The sequence below is a fragment of the Candidatus Poriferisodalis sp. genome, assembly GCF_965208555.1.
Lineage (GTDB): Bacteria > Actinomycetota > Acidimicrobiia > Acidimicrobiales > Poriferisodalaceae > Poriferisodalis.
The window spans coordinates 1,248,288-1,271,160 of record NZ_OZ242342.1; the positions used below are offsets into that span (position 1 = coordinate 1,248,288).

Genomic DNA, 22,873 nt, shown 5'->3' on the forward strand with positions numbered 1-22,873 from the left:
TGCGGTAGCCATTCGTCAATCGAAGCTGACGGAGACCTTGAGGGCTCCGGCGTCGTGGGGTTCGTGGGCGAGCCGGAAGGCGTCGCCGATGTCGCTTACGTCGAACACGTGGCTGAGCAGCGGGGACACGTCGATGTCGCCGGAGGCGATGAGCTGCAGCGCCTGGCGGAATGACATGGCGCCTGGCTCGTCCTGCGCCCCGTAGGTGCTCGCGGCCGACAGCCGCTTGCGGAAGAACTTCTGGAAGCGCACGTGGATGTTGTCGTCGGTCGACGGCAGCCCGAACCACAGGAGCTGCCCGTCCATGCGCACCAGCTCGACCGAGTCCAAGAAGGTGTCCGAACGTCCCACTGCCTCCACGACGTAGTCGGCACCGCGGCCGTCGGTCATGTCCTTGACTGCCTCGATGACCCCGGCGTTGCCGAGCTCAGCGGCATTCAGGCATTCGTCCGCGCCGTAGGCCTCAGCCACCGCCAAGCGGGTCGGCGACAGGTCCGAGACGATGACCCGCTCGGCGCCGGCTCGTTTCAGCAAGTAGGTGAAGAACAGCCCCGCCGAGCCCTGGCCCATGACCATCACGGTCTCGCCGGCAACGTCACGTGGATGCTGGCGCATGGCATAAATGACAGTGCCGAGCTGCTGGCCCATCAGCAGATGCGAGCGCGGCACATCGCCGGCCGGCAGCGGCACGCAGTAGCCGGAGTTGATCCGCTGGAAGGCGTTGAAGCACTCGCCCACCGGCGGGTTCGGGAACGTCAGCACGTGCGTACCCTCGGGCAGGCCCGGCGCCCGGCTCTCCACCACCATGCCGATGCCTTCGTGACCCGGGAACCCATGCGGGCACGGAGGACGGTGGGCAAGGCCGGCACCCATCATCACCATGTGCAGGTCGCTGCCGCAGATCGACGCCATCTCCGACCGGATGAGCACGTCGTAGTTCACCGCCGTCATGCCCAGCGCGGCGTCCGGCCGGGACGCCGGGGCGGCGTCCGAGGAGGCCTCGTCGAGCGGCGGCACGGGAATCTCTTCGCACTCCATGCGCCCCACGTCGACCATGCGGCCGGCTTTCATCAGTTCCATCTGCCTGCTCACTCCTCACGCGCCGAGCGACGGCTGAATCTGCTCACTCGTCCAGCGAATATTGGCTCATGAACGCCCAGCCGTCCGCGGTTGCGTCGAGGCCGGACGCTTCGGCGGCGGGGTACTTGCCAGTGCCCTTGTCCCAATGCGAGCCCGGCCAGATGTGCCCAGCACCCTCCATCGCATAGAAGCGCAGCGCCACATCGCCGTCGCAGTCGGTGTAGCTCGTGAGGGTGGTCACAGCGTCGAACATGCTCTCGGCCATCGTCGTGCAGTTGAACCCAGCGGCGAATTCGGCGACTTCGTCGGGAATGATCTCCGCGAAGAACGCATCCAGTTCCTGAGCTTTGTCGTCATCGATGTCTGCACCTTTGAGCAGCACTGAGGTGCTGCTGTCATCGAAGGGCACAACCTCGTCGGCGGTCCCGTGGATGGCTCCCATGGCCACCGGGCGGGAAGGTTGGCAGCCGTCGGGGCGGCTGATGCCGCCGACGGAGAATGTCGCAGCGATCCGGTCCGCCAGTCGGCAGACGAGTTGGGCACTGAAGTACCCGCCGTTGGAGAAGCCAGTTGCGTACACGCGCTTCGGGTCGATGCACCCCTGGGCGGCGACCTGGTCGATGAGGTCGCTGACGAACTGCACGTCGTCTCGCCCTGAGTTGTCTTCCCCGATGCCCTCCCAGTTGCGCGTGGCGCCCCATTCGTTCGTCTCGACCAACAGCCCCGACGGATGCACCGTCACGAAACCCTCTGTCTCGGCCAGGTCGGTGTACCTCGTGTACGCCGCCTGAGAGGCCCCGTCGCCGCCCAAGCCATGGAAGTTCAAGACCAGCGGCGTATTGGACGGGGCTGATGCAGGCACGTACAACAGATACCTGTACTCATTGCCTCCCGATGTCAGGCGATGGCGACTCTGCGTTCCAGCGAGCTCGGCATCGGGCACGCAACCTGTGGGCGTTTCCACCGCCTGGTCCGTCGACGTGCATGCCCCGGCGACGAGCACGAACAGTGCCGACACACAGGCGACCGACCGCGATCGGCCACTTCTGCCATGGCGCGGCGGGCGCATCGGGGCAAGTTAGCTGGCAGGCTGTCCGCCGTGAATGTGCCGGTTGCCAGCGCCGAGCGCAGCCAGCCGTTCGTGCGAGGCTGGGTGGTGCTTGCGGGCGTGTTCGGGGTGATGATGATCACCTCGGGCATGGTCTTCTATGCCCTCGGTGCCTTCCTGGATGCCTTCGTCGACGAGCAGGGCTTCAGCACCGGTCTCGCAGGTGCAGGGGTGGGCGTCTTCCTGCTCGCGTCAGGTCTCTGCGGCTACTACACAGGCAAGCTGGTCAATCGCTTCGACTCTCGCTGGGTGATCACTGCGGGTACCGCCGTCAGCACCGTGGGCATGGCGCTGTTGGCTCAAGTGCACAGCGGCTGGCAGATGTTCGTCGTGATGACCATCTTCGGCACCGGCTTCGGACTGTGTGGCCTGGTGCCCACCACGACACTGGTGACACGTTGGTTCGAGCGCCGCCGCTCGGTGGCGATGGCGATCTCGTCCACCGGTCTCTCGCTTGGCGGCATCGTCCTGCTGCCGCAGCTGACCGTTCGAATCGAAGCGGACACATTGGCCTATTGGGCACCGCGGTTCGCCGTGGTGTACTGCGTGCTGCTGCTGGTCTCCACCTGGTTCTTCATCCGGGCTTGGCCCAAGGACGTGGGGCTGCGGCCCGACGGAGTTCGGTCAACCAACGGATCAGGCGAGACCCCTGCTGGCCCACCGCCCGGCACGCCGTACCAGGAGGCCATCCGCACGCGGTTCTTCATTCTCACCGCCATCGGATTCGTGCTGGTCATGAGCAGCCAGGTCGGAGCCATCCAGCACATGTACAAGTTCACCGGGGACAGGCTGGGGCTGGAGACCGCCGCCGCAGGTGCAGTGCAGGTGCTGGCAGGCACGAGCGTGGTTGCGAGGATCTGCGGCGGCATCGCGGCGCTGAAGGTGTCGCTGCGCTGGCTCACGATGGTGCTGATGGTGGTGCAGGCGGTGGGGCTGTGCATGCTGGCGGTGGCCGGCAGCGGGCTTGCCATCCTGTTCGGCGTGCTGGTGCTGGGCAGCGCCATGGGCAACCTGCTGATGCTGCACCCGCTGATCCTGGCCGACGCGTTCGGTGTGAAGGACTACCCGCGCATCTACGGATTCGGCTCGCTGCTCATGGTGTCGGGCCTAGCGGGAGGCCCGTTCATCGCCGGGGTCCTGCACGATGCCTACAGCTACCGCTCGGCGTTCTTCACCTTGGCGGCGATTGCCGTGGTGGGCCTGATCGTCTACAGCTTCGCCGGCAATCCCACTCGCGACTACCTCACGGCTCCACTGCCCGAATCTGAGTGGGCGGCTCCGATTCGGCCCCGATCCTCGCGGCCGACGCCGACTCCCGTGCTGACCATCTCCCGCGAACTCCCGAAGGGAGCGGACCGGCCAGTGCTCACCGGCAACGGCATCAATGGCGCCCTCGAAGACATGCCCGAACTCGGCGAGACCGAGCAGACCCGCGGCCGCGCCGCTCCGGAAGTCTGGTCGGTCGAACCCGCCTGAGCGGCAGAGGGAGCGCCATGAGGGCTCGCCTCCCGATGTCAATGGACGGCTGTCAACCGCGCGGGCCAAGGCAGACGGCGAGCCGTCTGCTCGCAGCTCTTGCTTTCGCCGGGATGGCAGCCGGCGCAGGCTGCTCAGGCACACCCGAAAGTCAGACGCAACGCACCGTTACGGTCGCGTTCTACGGGTACTTCGAGCCTGTGAGCTACTCGGCTGATCCCGATATGTCATCGGACGGGTTCGACGAGCATCGCGGCTACGAAGCCGATCTGCTCAGCGGCGTGGAATCCATGGACGGCATCGGACTCGACTTCGAGCGCAGGGGTGTGGCTCACTGGGATGACATCTGGCTGCGGGCTGCATCCGATGAGGCCCACTTGGCATGCGGCGGCATCACGATTCTCGAAGCACGAACCTCGGGTGCCGACGGTCGGCCGGCGGTGGCATTCACTGACGGCCATATCGATTTCCGTCAGTCGCTGCTGGTGAGATCTGAGGACGCCGAGCGCCTGGCCGTCTACGACGGCCTCGGTGCAGGTGATCTCGTGGGCGTGCTGCGGGGCACCACGGGAGAAGCTCGATTCCTGCAGATCATCGGCGTGGCTGATGACAACGGTGGCTTGGCGGCCGGCACGACGGTCGAAACCGATGCCGGTCGAGTGTTGGCACACACCGACGGCGAGCTCAGGATCGACGCTGCCAGCGCCTCGCCCCAGCTGGCGTCTCGGCGTCGGCTGATTCCCGCAGCGTCGGGAAGCCCCCAGGTGCTCTACCTCGGCGACACCGAAGGCTCGCCGCTGGGCGAAGCAGCGCTCACCGATGCACTGCGCTCGGGTGACATCGCCGCAGTCGCACGTGGCTCAGTCGGCAATGCCGAAGCGGCGACTGCTTCGGGGGGAGAATTCGCCGTCGCAGCAACCGACACCCTGCGCGAGCGCGGCGGCTGCACGGTCGACATCGACGACACCGACCTGCTGGATCGCATGAACCAAGCCGTGGCGTGGCTGACCGACAACGGGCGGATCGGATTCGCCGACTGGCTGGCCGACCCGGACGTGTTCAAAGCCAGAGCGGCGGCGTGGGACGGGAGCCGCTGATCAAGACCGACTCGCGATATCGCCCGGCCGCTGGAAGCAACGAAGATGTGGCCGTGAAGATCGCGGTGCTCGGAACGACCGGCTACGTCGGCGGCCGGCTGGTCCCGCACTTGGTCGAACGCGGGCACGACGTCGTGTGCGTTTCCCGCCAGCCGGAACGAGTCGCTGGCCTTCCGTGGTCGGGAGATGTCTCGGTCAGGCGCGGTGACGTGCTCGATCCCGGCGGACTGGCGGCCGCACTCGACGGATGCGAGGCCGTCTACTACCTCGTGCACGCGATGGGCACGAGCGACAACTTCGCCGACGCCGACCGTGCCGGTGCACGCAACACCGCCCAAGCCGCGGCCGCCGCCGGGGCCAATCGAATCATCTATCTGGGCGGGCTCGGCGGCGACGAAGCCGGAACGCTGTCACCACACCTGTCCAGCCGCCACGAGGTCGGACGCCTGCTGGCCTCGGGCGACGTGCCGGTCACCGAGCTGCGGGCCGCGGTCATCATCGGATCGGGCAGCGCCTCATTCGAGATGCTGCGCCACCTCGTCGAGGTGCTGCCGGTGATGATCTGCCCACGGTGGGTCACCGCGACTCGCTGCCAGCCGGTCGCCATCGCCGACGTGCTGCACTGGCTCACCGCCGTGCTCGACCTTCCCGCGGGCGATCACCGGATCCTCGAGATCGGTGGGCCTGAGGTGGTCTCGTACCGGGACATGATGAGCGCGTACGCCCGCTGCGCCGGATTGCGCGGACGTGCCGTGATGCCAGTACCCGTGCTGACACCCCGGCTGTCGTCGCACTGGGTGAAGCTGGTGACGCCCCTGCCCTACGGACTCGCGCGCCCGCTGGTGGACAGCCTCGTCAATGACGTGGTCGTCACGCCCGCACGGGACATCCGCACCGTCATCGATCATGCACCACTGTCGCTCGACGACGCCTTGGCGAATGCGCTGCGCCACATCGACGATCTCGACGTCAGCACGAGCTGGATGGACAGCGCTCCGCAGCGCACCCCGGCATCGCCGATGCCCCAGGATCCCCAGTGGGCCGGAGGGACCGTGTACTCGGACGAGCGAGTCGAGGTGGTGGATGCACCGATCGCAGACGTCTTCGCTGCCGTGTCAGGCGTCGGTGGGGACCGCGGCTGGTACTCGGGCCAGAAGCTGTGGGAGCTGCGCGGCGCATTCGACAAGCTCATCGGGGGCGTCGGCATGAGACGCGGCCGCCGGCATCCCGACGAGCTGCGCGTCGGCGACGCCGTCGACTTCTTCCGCGTGGAGGCATGCGAACCACCGCACCTGCTGCGCCTCCGGGCCGAGATGCGCCTGCCCGGCGATGCGTGGCTCGAATGGCGGCTCAGCGAGGTTCCCGGCGGCGCGAAACTGCGCCAGCGCGCCCGATTCCACCCCAAAGGGCTGTTGGGCCGCCTGTATTGGTGGGCGCTGATTCCCGTGCACACGGTGATCTTTCGCGGGTTGGTCGCACGCCTCGCGCAAGAGGCTCGCTCCCGGGCCGCTAGGGGCGGTAGGCAATCGGGCGCTGGGTGAGCCGCACGGGGCGACGGACGATGTCGTACGCGCCCTCGATCCACTCGCAGATCAGCGGCCTGGTCTCGCGTGGGTCGATCATCTCCTCGACCTGGAAGCGGTTCAGCGGGCCGATGGGGCCACGGGCGGCCTCGATGCGGGCCTCCAGCTCGGCTCGCAGCGCGACCGGATCCTCCGCCTCGGCGAGCTGTCGCTTGTAGGCAGCCTCGATGCCGCCTTCGGGCGGGATGCCGCCCACATCGGCGGCCGGCCATGCCACCCTGGCGCTGTGCTGGCGCCGCGGCGTGGCGTAGTTGTTGCCGGCCACGCCGAAGCTGCGGCGCATCAGCACGGTGTAGATCGGCACCGAAGCCTGCGCGAAGGCAGTCATCCAAGTGGCGCCCTTGCGGATGGTGCCGGTGATCTCGTGCTCCTTGCCGACGGCGAAGCCGGGGTTGTCGACCAGGTTCAGGATCGGCACGTGGAACATGTCGCACAGGTCGATGTGGCGGGTGAGCTTGTCGCAGCCGTCCGCGGTCAGGGCACCCCCGTTCCGATGGCGGCTGTCGGAGGCCAGCACACCGATCGGATGACCGTTCATGCGGGCAAAGCCGACGACCTGATCGGTCCCCCACAGCGGCCCGATCTCGAAGAATGAGCCGCGGTCGCAGATCAGCTCGATCCCGCGGCGGATGTCGAAGGTGGTGGTGCGCTTGCGCGGGATCAGCGTGAGCAGCTCCTCCTCGCAGCGATCAGCGGGATCGTCGAAATCGGGGGCCAGCACCGGCGGTGCTTCGTACACCGACGACGGCAAGTACGACAGGAACCGCCGCACCAGCGCTGCGGCCTCTTCCTCGGTGTCTGCCAGGTTGTCCACCGAGCCATTGGTGCAGTGGATGCGCCAGTCGCCGAGGTCTTCCTTGGAGATGTCGTAGCCCATGGCGTGAGAGACGACCGGCGGTCCGGCCACGAAGAGCTGCGCGATGTCACGCACCATGACGGCGAAGTGGCCCAGCACAGCCTTGGCTGCGCCGATGCCGACCACGCTGCCGAGCAGCATGTTCACCACCGGCACCGTCGCGAGCTGCTCCGCGTACTCGGTGCTGCCCAGGTGAGAGGGCAGGAACGACCCGCCGCCGCCCGACACCCGGGGGCGACCTGAGCGGATCGCGCCCGAGCTCTCCTTGGCGGTGCTCTCCCCTTCCCGCTTCTGCTCGGGAACCATGGAGGCGACGCTGCCGCCGCCTGACGAGCCGTCCAGCAGGCGGATCGACGGCACGCCCAGCTCCATCGACAGCAAGTCCAAATGGAAGCTCTTGGCACCGATGGCGCCGTCGGCGTGACCGCCACGGGAGGTGAAGTCATCGGCACAGACGATCACGCCCCGGCCGTCGATCTTGCCGGTGCCGCCCACGTGGTTGGCAGGCGTGAATGCCGCGATCTCGCCCTCGTCGTCGTAGGAAGCGAAGCCTGCAAGGCTGCCGACCTCGCGGAAGCTGCCGTCGTCGAGGAGCAGGCGGATGCGGTCCCGGCAGTGGAGCTTGCCGCGGTTCCGCTGGCGCACGACGCCCAGTTCTTCGCTTTCGGGACTGAGGCGATCCTCTGCGAGCCGCTGCAGCGTGCGCACATCGTCGAGCTGCGGCAGCCAGCCTTCGTCGCGGTCCGCCTCGGCCGTCGGGACACCGGTCGCCCCGGCAGCTTCGTCGGCGACGTCAGCTGCGATCACTGCGAGCACATCGGCGGCAGCCACGGCGTCGCCGGGCTGCATCGGCCGTAACGCTGCGACGGTTCCTGCAGCCGGGGCGACGACCTCTGTCTCCATCTTCATCGCGGACAGCACCACGAGCGTCTGGCCGGCCGTGACCGCGTCGCTCTCGGCGACTCGAACCTCGACGATGCTGGCGCCCACGGGGCTGGCAATGCCCACCTCCCCCGCGCTCAGCGCCCGGTCTGGCCACTGCGTCGTGGCTGCGCCGCCGCCGGCGCCGGACGTCGATGCGGGCTCGAGCAGTGCTGAGAGCTTCGACTGCTGCGGAGGGGCGAACCCGTTCGTCCCGCCCGACGCTTCGGCCGTCAGCGCCGGGTTCTCCGACAGCAGCGTCGTTCGGACGTCTCCCCCAGACACGTCGGGATGCTCGAGGATTGCCCGCAGCTGACCGATGTTGGTCGGCAGATCGCCAACGTGGAAGTCCGCCAGGGCACGCGCTGTGCGGCTGACGGCGCCGTGCAAGCTGGCCGCCGAGCCGATCACCTTCGCCAGCAGCGGATCGAAGTTCGGCGGCGGGCAATAGCCGGCGTAGCCCGCGGCGTCGACCCGGACGCCGGCACCTGACGGCTCCTGATAGGTCGAGATCGTGCCCGGGCCCGTCGCCACGACACGTGCTTGCACGGCATAGCCGCGCGGCGCGGCCATGAGCTGGCTCGCAGCTGCGAACGCAGCTGCGATCTGGCTCCGGTTGACGTTGGCGGGAACGATGCCGATCGACTCCAGCGTCGCCCCGTCGGCGATGCGGAACTGGGCTTCGACCAAGTCGATGCCGATCACCTGCTCGGTGACCGTGTGCTCAACCTGGATCCGGGGGTTGGTCTCGATGAAGAAGTGCTCACCGGTCTCAGGCGAGACCAGGAACTCCACGGTGGCAGCGTTCACCAAGCCGGCTTCGGCCGCGAGCCGGACTGCATCGGCATGGAGGCGCTCTCGCAATGCGGAATCGAGTCCCGGTGCCGGCGCGATCTCGATCACCTTCTGGTTGCGCTGCTGGACCGAGCAGTCACGCTCCCACAGGTGGGCGACGTTCCCCTGACTGTCAGCGAGGATCTGCACCTCGATGTGCCGGGGTCGAGCGACGAGCCGCTCGACGAACACAGCACCGTTGCCGAATGCCGCAGCGGCCTCGCTGCGACAGCGGTCGAACGCCTCGGCCATGCCGTCTGCGCTCTCCACGGCGCGCATCCCCCGACCGCCGCCTCCCGCGGCAGCCTTCAGCATCACCGGAAAACCGACTGCTTCCGCTGCGGCCAGCGCAGCCGCCGCATCGGCCGACGCACCGTCCGAACCGGCGACGACCGGGATCTCCAACGAGGTGGCCAGCTCCCGCGCCCGCACCTTGTCACCGAACAGCTCCAGCGCAGCAGGCGGCGGACCCACGAAGATCAGCCCGGCGTCCGCGCACGCGTGGGCGAACGCAGCGTTCTCTGCGAGGAAGCCGTAGCCCGGATGGACACTGTCGCAGCCGTGCCGGTGCGCGACGTCGATCAGTGCGTCGATGTCGAGATAGGAGGCGACAGGATCAGTTCCGGGCAGCTCTGCGGCTTCGTCGGCAGCGGTCAGGTGAAGAGAACGGCCGTCGACCGCTGCATGCACCGCCACCGAGTCGACGCCGAGCGCATGCGCTGCCTTGGCGATCCGGATGGCGATCTCGCCGCGGTTGGCGATCAGGACTCGATTCAGCGGCACGGCACTACCCCGTCGGTTTCGGCCCAGCGGCTCTTGCACGTTGGTTTTCGACACCGGGATTGTGGCGCACCGCCGCAGGTCGCGCACGGGCTGCGCCCCAGGCGTGCCGCCCGCCCGCAGCGTCGATACGGCGGCGATGGTTGACTGTCGCGATGGAGATTTACGACGTCATGCGCACCACGTTCGCCGCTCGGGACTTCACCGACGACGAAGTCACCGACGAGGTGCTGTATCGCATCTTCGACAATGCCCGCTTCGCCGCCAGCGGCGGCAACCGCCAGGGCCACAAGGTCATCGTGGTGCGCGAGCCGGCACGCAAGAAGCAGCTCGGGGAGCTGTGCCTGCCGGCGATGCGCGTCGCCGCCGCGCAGGTCAAGGCCGGCGAGGTCTACTGGCAGAGCTACAGCCCGTCATCGGTGAACATCGAAGAAGCCATGGTCGACGAGTCGATTCCGGTGTGGATCCCGATGTTCGAGCAGATGGATCAGGTGCCGGTCGTGCTCGTGATCACCGTGGACCTGCGCGTGGTCGCTTCGATCGACAAGGAGCAAGACCGCATCGGCGTGGTCAGCGGTGCCTCGGTCTACCCGTTTGCCTGGAACATCCTGCTCGGCGCCCGCAACGAGGGCTTGGGCGGTGCGATGACGACGCTGCTCTCGGCCAAGGAACCCGCAGCCAAGGAGCTTCTCGGTCTCGAGGACTGGGAGGCCGTCTGCGCGCTGCTCCCCATCGGCAAGCCCACCAAGCAGCTCACCAAGCTGAGCAGAAAGCCGGTGGAGGAGATTGCGGTGCGCGAACGGGGCGACGGGGAGCCCTTCACGATCTAGCAAGCGCGCCGCACCGTCGGAGGAGGACGCCCGATGGCCATCGACTTCAGCTTGAGCCCGGAACTCGAGGAGCTGCGCAAGCGGATCGCCGCGTTCATCGATGTCGAGGTGCGACCGGTCGAAGGCCGCATCGACGACGAACGGCTCGAGGAGACCGACCGCGACGCGTACGTGACCGCACTGCTGGGCATGCGCAAGCGGGCGCGCGAAGAAGCTCTTTGGCTGCCGCACATGCCGGCCGAATGGGGCGGCATGGGGCTCGGCCACGTCGAGATGGCCATGGTGCAGGCCGAGGCGGCCAAGACCCGGTTCGGCCCGTGGGTGCTCAACTGCCAAGCGCCCAACGAAGGCAATATGCACACCCTGCTGCACTGGGGCACCGACGAGCAGAAGCAGCGCTACCTGGCGCCGCTGTGCGAGGGCCGGGCCGAGTCGTGCTTCGCGATGACGGAACCCGAAGTGGCCGGCTCAGATCCGACCCTCATCCAGACCAAGGGTTATCCCGACGGCGACGAGTGGGTGCTGAACGGCCACAAGTGGTTCATCTCGAATGCGCACCGGTCCAGGTTCGCCATCCTCATCGCCCGCACCGAGGACAATCCCGACATTCCACAGGCCGGCAACTCGGCGTTCATCGTGGACCTGCCGGCCGACGGATGGACCGAGGTGCGCCAGATCGAGACCATGCATGGCTCGACCGGTCACAGCGAGATCCTGATCGAGGATCTGCGAGTCGGCGCGGGCCAGATGCTGGGCGGGCGGGGCCAGGGACACCTGTTGGGCCAGTACCGGCTGGGGCCGGCGCGCCTGGCGCATTGCATGCGCTGGATCGCCCAGGCCCAGACGGCGCTCGACATGATGGTCGACCGATCGCTCAACCGGTTCGCCCACGGCTCGCTGCTCGCGGAGAAGCAGGGCATCCAGTGGATGATCGCCGACAGCACCATGGAGCTGTACCAGGCGAAGCTGATGGTGCTGCACGCCGCCTACAAGGTCGACCGGGCCCAAGCCGGCACCGGCGAGGACTTCAAGGCCGAGGTGTCGATGGCGAAGCACTTCGTGGCCAACATGCTCGGCCGGGTCATCGACCGCTCCATCCAGGTGCACGGCGCGCTCGGCTACTCCACCGACACCCCGCTGGCGCACATGTACCAGCACGCCCGCTGGGCCCGCTTCGCCGACGGCGCTGACGAAGTGCACCAGATGCGCATCGCGCAGCGCACCATCGCCGCCTACACCGACACGGGCAGCACCGGGGCCGCTACCGGCAACCTGCCCGTGTGAGCGTCTGGGAGTACATCGTCGCAGCGCTGTTCATCGGCGCGGGCGCGGGCACCCAAGCGTGCATCGGCATCGGCATGGGGCTGATCGCCGGGCCGATACTGGTGGTGATCGAGCCGACATTCGTGCCGGGGCCGATGCTGCTCGTGGCCAGCGGTGTCAACCTGCGCAACGCCGTGGCCGACCGGGCAGCGCTGAATCAGCCCGCGCTGGGTCGCCAGCTGACTGCCGCTCCCATCGGCTTGGTCGCCGGTGTGGCACTGACGTCCACCCTGAGCGACCGTTCGCTCGCCATTGCCGTGAGCATCTTCGTGCTCGTCGCGGTGGCAGTGCAGGCTGTGGGTTTCCGGCCGCCCGAAGGCCGTCGAGCCGACTATGCCGCCGGCGCCGGCACGGCATTCTCGTCTGCAGTCGCCGCGGTGCCCGGCCCCGTCTACGCCGTCTTCGCCAGCCATTGGAAGCCCGAAGCGCTCCGGGCCACGCTGGGCACGTTCATGGTGGCAGTCGCCGCAGCCATCATCGCCGCCAACGCAGTCATCGGCGATTTCGGCCTGCGCCAGCTCTGGCTCGGCCTGGCTCTGCTGCCTGCGGTTGCACTCGGGTTGCCGCTCGGATCGTGGCTGCGGCCACGCCTGGCGGGCCCACGCTTCCGGATCATCGTGCTGTCAGTGGCGGCGAGCAGCGCAACGGTGGTGCTGATCCGCCAGCTCGTCAGCGGTTGAGTTCAATCCCCGCGGCCGCGAGCGACGGTCAGGACCAGGGATCCTCGGGTCCGGCGGGCGGCCGAGGTGCTGGCGTTGTTGCCTCGGCGATGACCTGAGCGGCGGCGGCCGCGCCGGAACCGCCAACTGGGGCATTGATGGCTGCCAGGGTGGCTTCGATGGTGCCTAGCGTGCCGAGCAGCATCGGCGGGTTCAGGTGGCCCATGTGACCGATGCGGAACTCGGCGTCGGCGTTGCCGGTAATGCTGAGCCCGAGCGTGAGACCCGCTTCGGATTCGCATGTGGCGCGCAGCTGCTGGGCGGACACCCCGCCGGTGCGGATCATCGTGACCGAGTTCGACCGATGCGCGGGATCCACCACGTTCAGCTCGAGCCCGCCGGGAGCCGACCAGGCGTCGACGGCTGCGTGGATGGCGCTCGCCATCACGCGATGGCGCTCCCAGACGTTCTCGAGGCCTTCCTCGTCGATCATGTCGAGTGCTTCCGCCAGACCCCACAGGTGCTGGACGGGCGGCGTGCCGCAGAAGATCCAGTAGTGAGCATCGGGATCGGTGCGCCTCGTCCAGTCCCAATAGGCGGTGCGCAGATCAGCTCGCTGATGCGCTTCCCACGCCTTGGGACCGACCCAAACCATGCCGAGGCCCGGCGGCACCATCAGACCCTTCTGGCTGCCGGCCACGGTGACGTCCACCCCCCACGCGTCCATCTCGAACGGCTCGCACCCCAGCGAGGCAACGCAATCGGCCATCAGCAGCGCGGGGTGGTCGGCATCGTCCATCGCTCGGCGAATCGCAGCGATGTCGTTTCGCACCGATGACGCTGTGTCGGTCTGCGCAACGAGCACGGCGGCGAATTCCCGCCCGACATCGGCCAGCAGCCGCTCGGTGACGGCCTTTGGCGCGATGGCCGCTCGATCGGCAGCGTGCAGCACTTCGAACTTGACACCGCTCATCGCGGCCATCTCGGCCCAGTTCGTGGCGAAGTGGCCCACTTCCAGCACGAGCACCTTGTCGCCGCGCGACAGCGTGTTGGTGATGGCCATCTCCCAGGCACCGTGGCCGTTGGAGATGGCGATGTAGGCGCGGTTCTCAGTCCGAGCAACGGCAGGCAGCCGCTCCAGCAGCGAGTAGGTGAGGTCCACCACTTCGCCCTCGTAGATATTGGGGATCGGCCGGCGCATCGCGTTCAGCACCCGATCAGGGATGACCGACGGGCCGGGAATCATGACCAGCGGCCGGCCGTATCGCAGCGACATCACAGCTCCCTCCGGCAGCCGCACCTGCCAGCGCCCTGCCAAACGCCATCAGCCTAAGGAGGCTGAGCCCCAGGCCGGAGCGCACGCGTAGGCTGCGCTCAGGTTCGTGTCCTCGATACGCCAGCCCACACAGGGAGATTCCACGGTGAGCAGCAACGCACTCATCCATCCGTTCTCGGTCCTCAGCCGCGATGAGAACGAGTTCATCGAGATCGTTTCCGGAGAAGGCGTCATGCTGCGCGACGCCGCCGGCAACGAGTACATCGACGCGCTCGCCAGCCTGTGGCTGTGCCAGATCGGGCACGGCAATCGCACCGTCATCGATGCGATCAACGCGCAGCTGGAGCTGCTGCAGACGTACAACACGTTCGAGCCCTTCTCCAATGGACCCGCCACCGAAGTAGCCGAGATGATCCGGGCGCGCTCGCAGCACCCCGATGGCCGGGTGTTCCTGGGCTGCTCAGGCTCGGAGGCCGTCGACACAGTCCTGAAGTTCGCCCGCCGCGTCCACCGGCTGCGCGGCCACGAGGACCGCCAGATCATCGTGCGGCGCACCGGCGGCTATCACGGCGTGAATGTCGGCGGCACCAGCGTGCAGGGCCTCGAGCCGATCCGGGACGGCTGGGGTGACCTGCTGCCCCATGTCGTCGAGATCCCCAACGACGACGTCGAGCCGGCGGCGCAGCTGTTCGCAGAGCACGGCGAGCGCATCGCGGCGGTCATCACCGAGCCGATCCAGGGTGCGGGCGGCGTGATCCCGCCCCCACCGGGTTACTTCGAAGGGTTGCGCCGGCTGTGCGACGAGCACGGCGCGCTGCTCATCTTCGACGAGGTGATCTGCGGCTTCGGCCGTACGGGAAGCTGGTTCGGCGGCCAGACCTTCGGGGTCGTCCCCGACATGTTCACGTTCGCGAAGGGCGTGACGTCGGGCTACATCCCGCTGTCGGGCGTGGTGGTGTCACGCGAGATCGCGGACGCGCTCGAAGCCGACGAGAACAAGTTCATGCACGGCTACACCTATTCGGGCCACCCCACGGCGTGTGCGGCCGGTGTCGCCAACATCGGCGTCATCGAATCCGAAGGGCTGGTGGAGCGGGCCAACCACATCGGCGACCGGATGGAAGAGGGCTTCCTGGCGCTCCAAGGCGACGGCATGATCGACAGCTACCGGGGCCTCGGCGGCATCTGGGCGTGCGATCTGGGCCGCGATGCCACCGAGGCTCGTGAGGCGTTCATGAAGCGGGGCGTGATCTCGCGTCCCATCGGCAACGCACTCGGTTTCTGCCCGCCGCTCATCATCACCGATGACGAGATCGGGCAGATGTTCGACCGGCTCGACGACGCGCTGCGCGCCACGGCGCCCTAGGTCGCTTCGCGACGGAAAGGAATGACGACCATGGAGAGTGCCGAGACGCGGGCGTTGATGGAGCGCTACTACGCAGCGCTGACCACCGCAGACCGAGACACCATGCTGGCGTGTCTCGACCCGGAGGTCACTTGGGTGCTGCCCGAAACGGCCGCCCAAGGCAACGCAGTCGACACGATGACGGGCGCAAGAGAGGTGGTGGAGGCTCTGGGGGGCCGTGTCGTGCGGCAAACCTTCGACATCTCCCAGCCGATCAGCCTCGAGGTCCGCAGGATGATTGTTGACGGCAGTACCGCCGTGGTGCAGCAGCGGCTGACAGCCACCGCCAAGGCCACCGGTCGCGACTACGACAACCAGTACTGCTGGGTGTACGACTGCCGCGATGGCCTGATTGCCCACATGGAGGAATACACCGACACGCTCTACGCAGCTCAGCGGATGGGATGGGATATCACATGAGCACCTACGACATCGTCATCAAGGACGGCATGATCTTCGACGGCACGGGGGCACCGAGGGTGCGTGGCGACGTCGGCATCGCCGGCGGTCGGATCGCCGCTGTGGGCCGGGTGGATGCCCGCGAGGGTGCCAAGGTCATTGACGCGTCGGGCATGCACATCGCGCCGGGCTTCGTCGACCTGCACACCCACTACGACGCACAGGTCTTCTGGGACCCCTACTGCACGCTGTCGGGCTGGCACGGCATCACGTCTGTGGCCATCGGCAACTGCGGGTTCGGCTTCGCCCCGGTCGACCCGGACATGCGCGAGTACGCCATGCGGTCGATGACCCGGGTGGAGGCCATCCCGTACGAGTCGATGCGCCAGGGCATGCCCTGGGATTGGGTGACCTTCCCGGAGTATCTGGACAGCCTCGACCGGACGCCCAAGGCGCTGAACATCCTGCCGTACGTGCCCATCGGGCCGATGCTGGTGATGGTGCTGGGCCTCGATGACGCCAAGTCTGGGCGGCTGCCCACCGAAGGCGAGCACGAGATGCTCGCCAAGCTCGTGCACGAGGCCATGGACGCAGGCGGCTGCGGCTGGTCGGCTCAACGGCTGCCGCCGACGGGCCCCGCCGCCGTGCAACGCGACTGGGACGGCACGCCGATGCCGACGGACATGATGAACGACGAGACGGCCCGGGTGCTGGCCCGCGTGCTGGCCGAGCGCAACGAGGGCGTCGTGCAGATGACGCTCACCAGCGGCAACGTCGCCCATGACATGGCCCACCTTGAGGAGATCGCGTCGATCAGCGGCCGGCCGCTGCTGCACAACGTGGTGCAGGCATTCGAGGACAAGCCCAACATCCACCGGCGCCAGATCGAGTGGCTGGAGCGCTGCCGCGAGCAGGGCGTGCCGGTGTACGGCCAAGGCGTCACCAGCGATGCCGGGTTCACCTTCACGCTGGAGGACTGGAACCTCTACGACGACTCAGAGGCTTGGATGGAGGCCTGCATGGGCTCCAAGGACGAGCGTCTGGCCAAGATGGCCGATCCCGGCCGGCGCCAAGCACTCAAGGACACGATGCCGCGCACCGCCACCGCCGGCATCGAGACCGTGACCATCCTGTCCCCGCGCAGCGAATCGACCGAGCAGTACCGGGAGATGTCCGTGGGCCAGGCCGCAGAGGCGGCCGGCAAGCACCCGGTGGACCTCATGCTCGACGTCGCCGTGACGGACGGGCTGGACACCTTGTTCTTTGTGGCGCCACCGCAAGGCAACTCAGAGCTGCTGCGTGACGTGGTGCAGTACCCGCACATGCTGTTCGGCGTGTCCGACGGCGGGGCGCACACCAAGTTCCTCACCGCAGGGCGCTACCCCACCGAGACGCTGTCCGAGCAGGTCCGTGAGAACCAGTGGGTCACCTACGAGGAAGCTCACCGGCGCCTGTCGGCGCTGCCCGCGCAGCTCGCCGGTTTCCGCGATCGCGGTCTGATCCGCCATCACGGCCCCGCCGATGTCGTGGTGTACGACCCGGAGAATCTGACGGTCGGGCCGAACGAGGTGGTGCACGACCTGCCGGGCGGCGAATGGCGCCGCATTCAGAAGGCCAGCGGCTACCGCAGCGTCATCGTGAACGGCCAGGAAACCATCTCCGAGGACACCCAAACCGAGACCTACAGCGGCCAGCTCCTCCGCCACGGCGGCTAGCCGCACACCTCATCGACAACCTGGGGGACATCATGACCACGTATGCGGGTGAGCGGCTGATTCACGACACCGACAGCCATCTGATGGAGCCGGTGGACTGGCTGGCCAGCTATGCCGACAGTTCGGTGGCCGCCAAGCTCCGGAGCCTGAGCTTGGCGGGCGGCGGCGATGCGGCCACGTTCGATCTGGTGGAGCAGTGCTGGGCGCGCCGCGACGACGCCGAAGAAACAGCCAAGCTGGCCGCCGATGTGGTGGGCGGGCCGAAGGGCTACTTCGCCTACGGCTCGATGGATGCCAACGAGCGCGTCGGTGCGCTTGACCAGCTGGGCTTCGCCAGCCAACTGGTGTTCACGACCTTCGCGCACACGCAGTTCCACGCCCGAGGCGATGTCGATCTGGCATATGGGGGCGCCTCGGCACACAACCGCGGCATCGCCGATTTCTGCTCGGTGGATCCGCGGCTGCTGGGCGTGGCATTCGTGCCGCTGGAAGACCCGCAGCGCACCGTGGAGTGTGCCCGCGAGGCCATCGAGGTGGGATGCAAGGCCGCATGGATCCCCCACGGCGTGCCGACCACGCTGAGCCCCACACATCCCGACTTCGACCCGCTGTGGGCGCTGCTGTCCGAAGCCGGCGTGCCGGTGCTCATGCATCTCGGGCCCAACGGCGGCAACCAGCTGCCGAAGACGTATCACAACAACGGGCGCATCCCCGGAAAGGACTTCGTGGGCGGCGGCGAGAACATGCGCTCGAAGGACTTCCTGAACCTGTACCACGACGCCGAGAACCTGCTCGCCTGCATGGTGCTCGACGGCATCTTCGAGAAGTTTCCCCAGCTGCGCTGCGGGCTGATCGAGCTGGGTGCTGGCTGGGTGCCGAACCTGCTGCGCTCGCTGGACAACAGCGTCAAGGCGTTCGGACGCCACGAGCCCGAGCTCTCGAAGCTGACTATGGCGCCCTCGGACTACATCCGTCGGCAGGTGCGGTTCACTCCCTGGCACTTCGAGGACGTGGGCTGGCTGGTGTCCAACAGCGGACCCGAGCTGTTCCTGTTCTCGTCGGACTGGCCGCACCCCGAAGGCGGCCGCGACCCGATCGCGGAATTCCAGGCGTCGTTCACCGAGGCTGGCCTCAGCGAGGGCGCGACGGCACCGTTCTGGGCCGGCAACGCCTCGTTCCTGCTCGGCGTCTAGCGCTGCTGGAGCCCTCTTGAGCCGACGGTAGATTTGGCGCCATAGCGCTGCGACGGCCGCGCCCAGCGGCACGAGTCGCGTCGCAGGAGAGCAGGCATGGCTGAGAATCCCGATCAGCATCCCGAAGGCCGGCAGTCCCGCACGGCCCTGCTCGTCGTGGACGTGCAGCCCACCTTCTGCGAAGGCGGGGCTCTGCCGGTCGAGGGCGGCAACGCTGTGGCGTCGCGGGTGGCGGACCTGCTTGCCGGCGAGCACGGCTACGACCTGGTGGTGACCACCCAGGACTGGCACATCGATCCCGGCGACCACTTCAGCGACGAGCCCGACTTCGTCAACACCTGGCCGCCCCACGGCGTGGCCGGCACGGCCGAGGCCGAGCTGCATCCTGCACTCGGCGCTGTCGCCGACCGCATCGACGCGGGCGTGCGCAAGGGCATGCACGCTGCCGCCTATTCGGGCTTCGAAGGCGTCGACAACGACGGTCGGACCCTCAACGACGTCCTGAGCGCTGCAGGCGTACACGAAGTCGACGTAGTCGGGATCGCATTTGACCATTGCGTGCGCGCCACCGCGATGGACGCTGCCGCGAACGGCTACGCGACCACGGTGATCGACGGGCTCTCCGCCTCAGTGGCGCCCGAGACCGAGGCAGCGGCACGGTCCCAGCTCGCCGAAGCCGGCATCGATGTGATCGCCTCTCGCTGAACCGCCCGTTCAGCCGGCCAGCAGCCTCGACGCTCTAGAGGCTCTCCTGCTCGATCGTGAACTCGCTGGCGGCCTCGGCGATCCGCCGGTGGTTGCGGATGACCTCGTCCATCACGAAGTGCAGGAACCTCTCGCAGAAGTCAGGGTCCAGGCCCTCGGCCAGAGCGATCTGGCGCAGTCCGTCCACCTGCTGGTGCTGGCGAACCAAATCCACCGGCGGCAGGTCGTTGTGGGCCTTGTAGACGCCGATTTCGTGTGTGATGCGGAAGCGCTCGGCCAGGAGGCGCACAAGCGCTGCGTCGACTTCGTCGATGCTGCTGCGGTGAGCGGCGAGCTCGTCGTCGGTCATCGGCCCTGTTTCTAGCCCGTTGAGTCGACGCAGGCACCGGCAAGGCGGTCGTGAAGTTGCGCGGCGGGGTCCGGCGGGCGTGGGCGGCACCGGCCGCGCCTTGGCTACGGTTTGCGGCCGTGAGCCAATCGGGTGCGAACGACGGCCTACGCGGCCGCACGGCTGTCGCCGGAGTCGGCGAGACCACCTATTACAAGCGCGGCCAGTCTTCCGACCCGGAGTTCGTCCTTGTGCTGAAGGCCATCTTGGCGGCGTGCGAGGACGCTGGCATCAACCCCCGCGAGATCGACGGTTTCTGCTCGTACAGCAACGACCGCAACACGCCCGCGCGGCTGGCCAACGCCCTCGGCCTCGAAGAGCTGCGCTATTCGAACATGCAATGGGGCGGCGGGGGCGGCGGCGCGGCGGCTGTCGTGCAGAACGCCGCGAGCGCTGTGCACGCCGGATCGGCCAGCGTCGTGGTGGCCTACCGGGGGCTGGCCCAGGGCCAGTTCGGCCGCTTCGGCCAAGGCGGGCGCCGCCCTGCCGTGCGGGGCGAGTTCGCCTACACGCTGCCCTACGGCGTGATGAGCCCGGCCCAGATGTACGCCATGCGCACCACCCGCCTGATGCACGAGCACAACATCGACCGGTCCACCATGCGGGCGGTCGCTCTGGCCGCCTACCACCACGCGCAGAACAACCCCCGAGCGGTCATGCACGGACGCCCGCTGGACGCTGAGACCTACGACTCGTCCCGCTGGATCACTGAGCCGTTCCGGCTGTACGACTGCTGCCTGGAGAACGACGGCGGCGCCGCCATGGTCGTCACCTCAGCCGAGCGAGCCGCCGATCTCAGCGACACACCGGTGCTGGTGCTGGCGGCCCAGCAGAGCGGCGGCCACCGCTCAGGGGCGTGGGTGCACAACCCGACCGACTACGCGACCTCCAGCTTCAAGCTCGGGGCGCAGCACCTGTATGAGCAGGCGGGCGTGACGCCCGGCGATGTCGACGTGGTGCAGAGCTACGAGAACTTCACTGGCGCGGTGGTGATGAGCCTGATCGAACACGGTTTGTGCACCTATGAGAACGCCAACGAAGTGCTCACTTTCGAGAACCTGCGGGCCGACGGCGGCTCGATCCCGCTGAACACCAGCGGCGGCAACCTGGCCGAGTGCTACATGCACGGCCTCGGCATGCAGATCGAAGCAGTCCGCCAGGTGCGGGGCGACTCCACCAACCAGGTGCCCAACGTGAACGTGTCGCTGTCGAATGCCGGCCCGATGGTGGAGGTTGCATCGACAGCGATCTACGGGACGGCAGAGGCGCTGGGATGAGCTCGCTCGCCGAGGGCACCTACCTGCCCGAGGGTCTCACCCAGCCCGCACCGATGCGTGACGGGCTGGATGCGCCGTACTGGGAGGGCACCCGCGAGCACGAGCTGCGGGTGCAGCGCTGCGCCGACTGCGGCACCCATCAGTGGGGTCCGGACTGGATGTGCCACGCCTGCCAGTCGCTCAACGTCGAATGGGTGACGGTCGAGCCCACGGCCCGCATCTACTCCTGGCAACGGGTGCACCACCCAGTGCACCCGGCCCTGGCCGACCACGGCCCCTACATCGTCGTACTCGTCGAACTGCCCCACGCCGACAATCTGCGCATGCTCGGCAACCTGCTCGGCGATCCGATGCAGGACATCGCCATCGGCAGCAGCGTCAAGGCAGTCTTCGAAGACCACGACAATGGCAGCCCGCCCTACACCCTCGTCCACTGGCAGGCTTCCGGTAGCTGAGCTCCGGATGGTGTCAACGGCGCCACTCAGGGGTTGCCGGCCGCCCTTAGCATTCAGGCGAGAGGCATGAGGGGGCGCATGCGATGGCACGTCTCGATTCCGCGCATCCCGACAACGTCGAGGGCCCATGGTTCGTCGACACCCGCTGCATTCGCTGCGACGTGGCCCGGCACTGGGCGCCGGGACTCATCGAGATGGACAGCGACGGGCGCTCATACCTGGCCCGCCAGCCGAACGGCCCTACCGAATCTGCTGCGCTGTGGCGGGCTGCGGAGGCCTGCCCGACGCAGTCGATCGGCAACATGGAGATCCGCCGACCGCCTGACCCATCGTTCCCCCACCAGATGACACCAGGCGTCTGGGCGCTGGGCCACAACGCCCGGTCCTCGTTCGGCGCGCACTCGTACCTCGTCGAACGACCCGACGGAAACCTCATGGTCGACTCGCCTCGCTACCTGCGCAGCCTCGCCGAGCGCGTCGACGACCTCGGCGGCATCGGGCATGTGCTGCTCAGCCATCGAGACGACGTGGCCGATGCCGACAAGTGGGCTGAGCGCTACGGCGCGCAGGTGTGGATCCACGCAGCTGACGCCGACGCAGCGCCCTACGCCACAGTCGTCCTGCATGGCACGGGTCCCACTGAGGTGTCGCCGGGCGCCGTGGCACTGCAGGTGCCCGGCCACACCGAGGGCTCGGTTGTCTTCCACATCGACAACCGGTGGCTGTTCACCGGCGACACGCTGCACTGGAACCACCGCCGGGGCGAGCTCGATGTCACGCCTGAGCAGACCTTCTACTCGTGGGACGCTCTCGCCGACTCGATGGATCAGTTGTCCGAGGTGCGCGCCGAGTGGGTGTTCCCGGGTCATGGCATGTGGCACCAAGTCGGCGCTGAGCTCTACGCCGCGCAGATGGCTCGCCTCGGCGCCGACATGCGCCACGTCGGCCAAGCCGGGTGGGCGCGACGAACCGACGCTGCCTTCAACTGGGAGTGAGCGCCGCAGCGCAGGGCTGCCAGCCGACGCTCGGCGTCAGCACGGCACCTCACGGCGCCCGCCGAGTCAGCCGTGCTGGTCGGGGCCGGCCTTGGTGATGTGGAAGCGGACGAGGCAGCGTTGGTCTTCCACCATCGCGCGGCGGTAGTCATCCCAGTCGGGGTGCTCGCCCTGCAGCGTCCGGTAGTACTCGACCAGCGGGTCCAGTGCCGCCTCGCCGGAGATGATCTCGGCCTGGCACTCGAGCTGGACCCAACGGCCCAGCCATTTTTTGGGAAAAACACAGAGCCACGACTGCGGATCACGGCGCAGGTTCTTGATCTTGTACGCGGTCTCCCGGGTGCTCATCACCACCGTGTCGTCGACGACAGCCAACGTCACCGGCGACAGCTGCGGGCTGCCATCGGGCGCCTTGGTGGCCAGTACGGCCTGGTCGTTGTTGCGCACATAGTCGAGACCTTTGGAAATGTCCATCGCGGCAGCCTCGCATATGGGGCTGCGTGAGGCCGGAGCGGCAC

General features: G+C 67.8%; 20 protein-coding genes. 14 read left to right on the forward strand and 6 right to left on the reverse strand.

What is annotated here, in order from left to right:
• Positions 1–15: 15 nt before the first annotated feature.
• Together ACOGXE_RS05780 and ACOGXE_RS05785 are read right to left on the reverse strand one after the other, a co-directional pair.
• Positions 16–1,080: a zinc-dependent alcohol dehydrogenase gene (locus ACOGXE_RS05780; RefSeq protein WP_419862860.1), complete on the reverse strand. Its 1,065-nt coding sequence runs from the start codon at positions 1,078–1,080 to the stop codon at positions 16–18.
• A gap of 43 nt (positions 1,081–1,123) precedes the next feature.
• A complete protein-coding gene (locus ACOGXE_RS05785) occupies positions 1,124–1,942 on the reverse strand; it encodes an alpha/beta hydrolase family esterase (RefSeq protein WP_419932998.1) in 819 nt (272 codons plus the stop codon).
• Between the two features lie 189 nt (positions 1,943–2,131).
• Between ACOGXE_RS05785 and ACOGXE_RS05790 the strand changes: the two genes are divergently transcribed.
• The 3 genes from ACOGXE_RS05790 (at position 2,132) to ACOGXE_RS05800 (ending at position 6,302) form a co-directional block, all read left to right on the forward strand.
• The gene (locus ACOGXE_RS05790) at positions 2,132–3,664 is read left to right on the forward strand and encodes an MFS transporter (RefSeq protein WP_419932999.1); all 1,533 of its coding nucleotides are present in this window, start codon (positions 2,132–2,134) and stop codon (positions 3,662–3,664) included.
• A gap of 113 nt (positions 3,665–3,777) precedes the next feature.
• A complete protein-coding gene (locus tag ACOGXE_RS05795; protein ID WP_419933000.1) occupies positions 3,778–4,761 on the forward strand; it encodes a substrate-binding periplasmic protein in 984 nt (327 codons plus the stop codon).
• A gap of 53 nt (positions 4,762–4,814) precedes the next feature.
• Positions 4,815–6,302 (forward strand): SDR family oxidoreductase, encoded by a 1,488-nt coding sequence (locus ACOGXE_RS05800; RefSeq protein ID WP_419933001.1) that lies wholly within the window; start codon positions 4,815–4,817, stop codon positions 6,300–6,302.
• Here ACOGXE_RS05800 and ACOGXE_RS05805 read toward each other — a convergent pair.
• Positions 6,271–9,738: a carboxyl transferase domain-containing protein gene (locus ACOGXE_RS05805; RefSeq protein WP_419933002.1), complete on the reverse strand. Its 3,468-nt coding sequence runs from the start codon at positions 9,736–9,738 to the stop codon at positions 6,271–6,273. The genes ACOGXE_RS05800 and ACOGXE_RS05805 overlap by 32 nt on opposite strands.
• A gap of 152 nt (positions 9,739–9,890) precedes the next feature.
• On the opposite strand from ACOGXE_RS05805, the gene ACOGXE_RS05810 reads away from it, so the two are divergent.
• Genes ACOGXE_RS05810 through ACOGXE_RS05820 form a run of 3 tightly spaced genes read left to right on the forward strand, consistent with a single transcriptional unit; the run spans position 9,891 to position 12,568 of the window.
• Entirely contained in the window at positions 9,891–10,565 is a 675-nt protein-coding gene (locus ACOGXE_RS05810) for a nitroreductase family protein (protein ID WP_419933003.1), read from the forward strand.
• Between the two features lie 33 nt (positions 10,566–10,598).
• Entirely contained in the window at positions 10,599–11,849 is a 1,251-nt protein-coding gene (locus ACOGXE_RS05815; RefSeq protein ID WP_419933004.1) for an acyl-CoA dehydrogenase family protein, read from the forward strand.
• A complete protein-coding gene (locus tag ACOGXE_RS05820; RefSeq protein ID WP_419933005.1) occupies positions 11,846–12,568 on the forward strand; it encodes a TSUP family transporter in 723 nt (240 codons plus the stop codon). The genes ACOGXE_RS05815 and ACOGXE_RS05820 overlap by 4 nt, the downstream gene beginning before the upstream one ends.
• 28 nt (positions 12,569–12,596) lie before the next feature.
• Here the strand turns inward: ACOGXE_RS05820 and ACOGXE_RS05825 are convergent, their stop codons facing one another.
• Positions 12,597–13,865, reverse strand: a complete 1,269-nt coding sequence (locus ACOGXE_RS05825; protein WP_419933006.1) for a pyridoxal-phosphate-dependent aminotransferase family protein — start codon at positions 13,863–13,865, stop codon at positions 12,597–12,599.
• Positions 13,866–13,968: 103 nt separating this feature from the next.
• Here ACOGXE_RS05825 and ACOGXE_RS05830 point away from each other — a divergent pair, with 103 nt between their 5' ends.
• The 5 genes from ACOGXE_RS05830 to ACOGXE_RS05850 all read left to right on the forward strand — a co-directional run bounded on the left by ACOGXE_RS05830 (position 13,969) and on the right by ACOGXE_RS05850 (position 19,240).
• On the forward strand, positions 13,969–15,189 hold the full coding sequence (locus tag ACOGXE_RS05830) for an aspartate aminotransferase family protein (protein ID WP_419862874.1): 1,221 nt from the start codon (positions 13,969–13,971) through the stop codon (positions 15,187–15,189).
• 30 nt (positions 15,190–15,219) lie between these two features.
• Entirely contained in the window at positions 15,220–15,648 is a 429-nt protein-coding gene (locus ACOGXE_RS05835) for a nuclear transport factor 2 family protein (RefSeq protein WP_419933007.1), read from the forward strand.
• Positions 15,645–17,342: an N-acyl-D-amino-acid deacylase family protein gene (locus tag ACOGXE_RS05840; RefSeq protein WP_419933008.1), complete on the forward strand. Its 1,698-nt coding sequence runs from the start codon at positions 15,645–15,647 to the stop codon at positions 17,340–17,342. Before ACOGXE_RS05835 ends, ACOGXE_RS05840 begins: the two co-directional genes overlap by 4 nt.
• Positions 17,343–17,374: 32 nt before the next feature.
• Positions 17,375–18,535, forward strand: coding sequence for an amidohydrolase family protein (locus ACOGXE_RS05845; protein ID WP_419933009.1), 1,161 nt, complete (start codon positions 17,375–17,377; stop codon positions 18,533–18,535).
• A 96-nt stretch (positions 18,536–18,631) separates the two neighbouring features.
• Entirely contained in the window at positions 18,632–19,240 is a 609-nt protein-coding gene (locus ACOGXE_RS05850; RefSeq protein WP_419933010.1) for an isochorismatase family protein, read from the forward strand.
• 34 nt (positions 19,241–19,274) lie between these two features.
• On the opposite strand, the gene ACOGXE_RS05855 is transcribed toward ACOGXE_RS05850, so the two are convergent.
• On the reverse strand, positions 19,275–19,589 hold the full coding sequence (locus tag ACOGXE_RS05855; protein ID WP_419933011.1) for a chorismate mutase: 315 nt from the start codon (positions 19,587–19,589) through the stop codon (positions 19,275–19,277).
• 119 nt (positions 19,590–19,708) lie between these two features.
• Between ACOGXE_RS05855 and ACOGXE_RS05860 the strand changes: the two genes are divergently transcribed.
• From ACOGXE_RS05860 to ACOGXE_RS05870, 3 genes are all read left to right on the forward strand, one after another.
• Positions 19,709–20,905 carry a thiolase C-terminal domain-containing protein gene (locus ACOGXE_RS05860; protein WP_419933012.1) on the forward strand — a complete coding sequence of 399 codons (1,197 nt, stop codon included), beginning with the start codon at positions 19,709–19,711 and terminating at the stop codon, positions 20,903–20,905.
• Positions 20,902–21,360, forward strand: a complete 459-nt coding sequence (locus ACOGXE_RS05865) for a Zn-ribbon domain-containing OB-fold protein (protein WP_419933013.1) — start codon at positions 20,902–20,904, stop codon at positions 21,358–21,360. The genes ACOGXE_RS05860 and ACOGXE_RS05865 overlap by 4 nt, the downstream gene beginning before the upstream one ends.
• 83 nt (positions 21,361–21,443) lie before the next feature.
• Entirely contained in the window at positions 21,444–22,355 is a 912-nt protein-coding gene (locus ACOGXE_RS05870; protein ID WP_419933014.1) for a 4Fe-4S domain-containing protein, read from the forward strand.
• 66 nt (positions 22,356–22,421) lie between these two features.
• Here ACOGXE_RS05870 and ACOGXE_RS05875 read toward each other — a convergent pair whose 3' ends face one another.
• The gene (locus tag ACOGXE_RS05875) at positions 22,422–22,829 is read right to left on the reverse strand and encodes a PPOX class F420-dependent oxidoreductase (RefSeq protein WP_419933015.1); all 408 of its coding nucleotides are present in this window, start codon (positions 22,827–22,829) and stop codon (positions 22,422–22,424) included.
• Between the last annotated feature and the right edge of the window lie 44 nt (positions 22,830–22,873).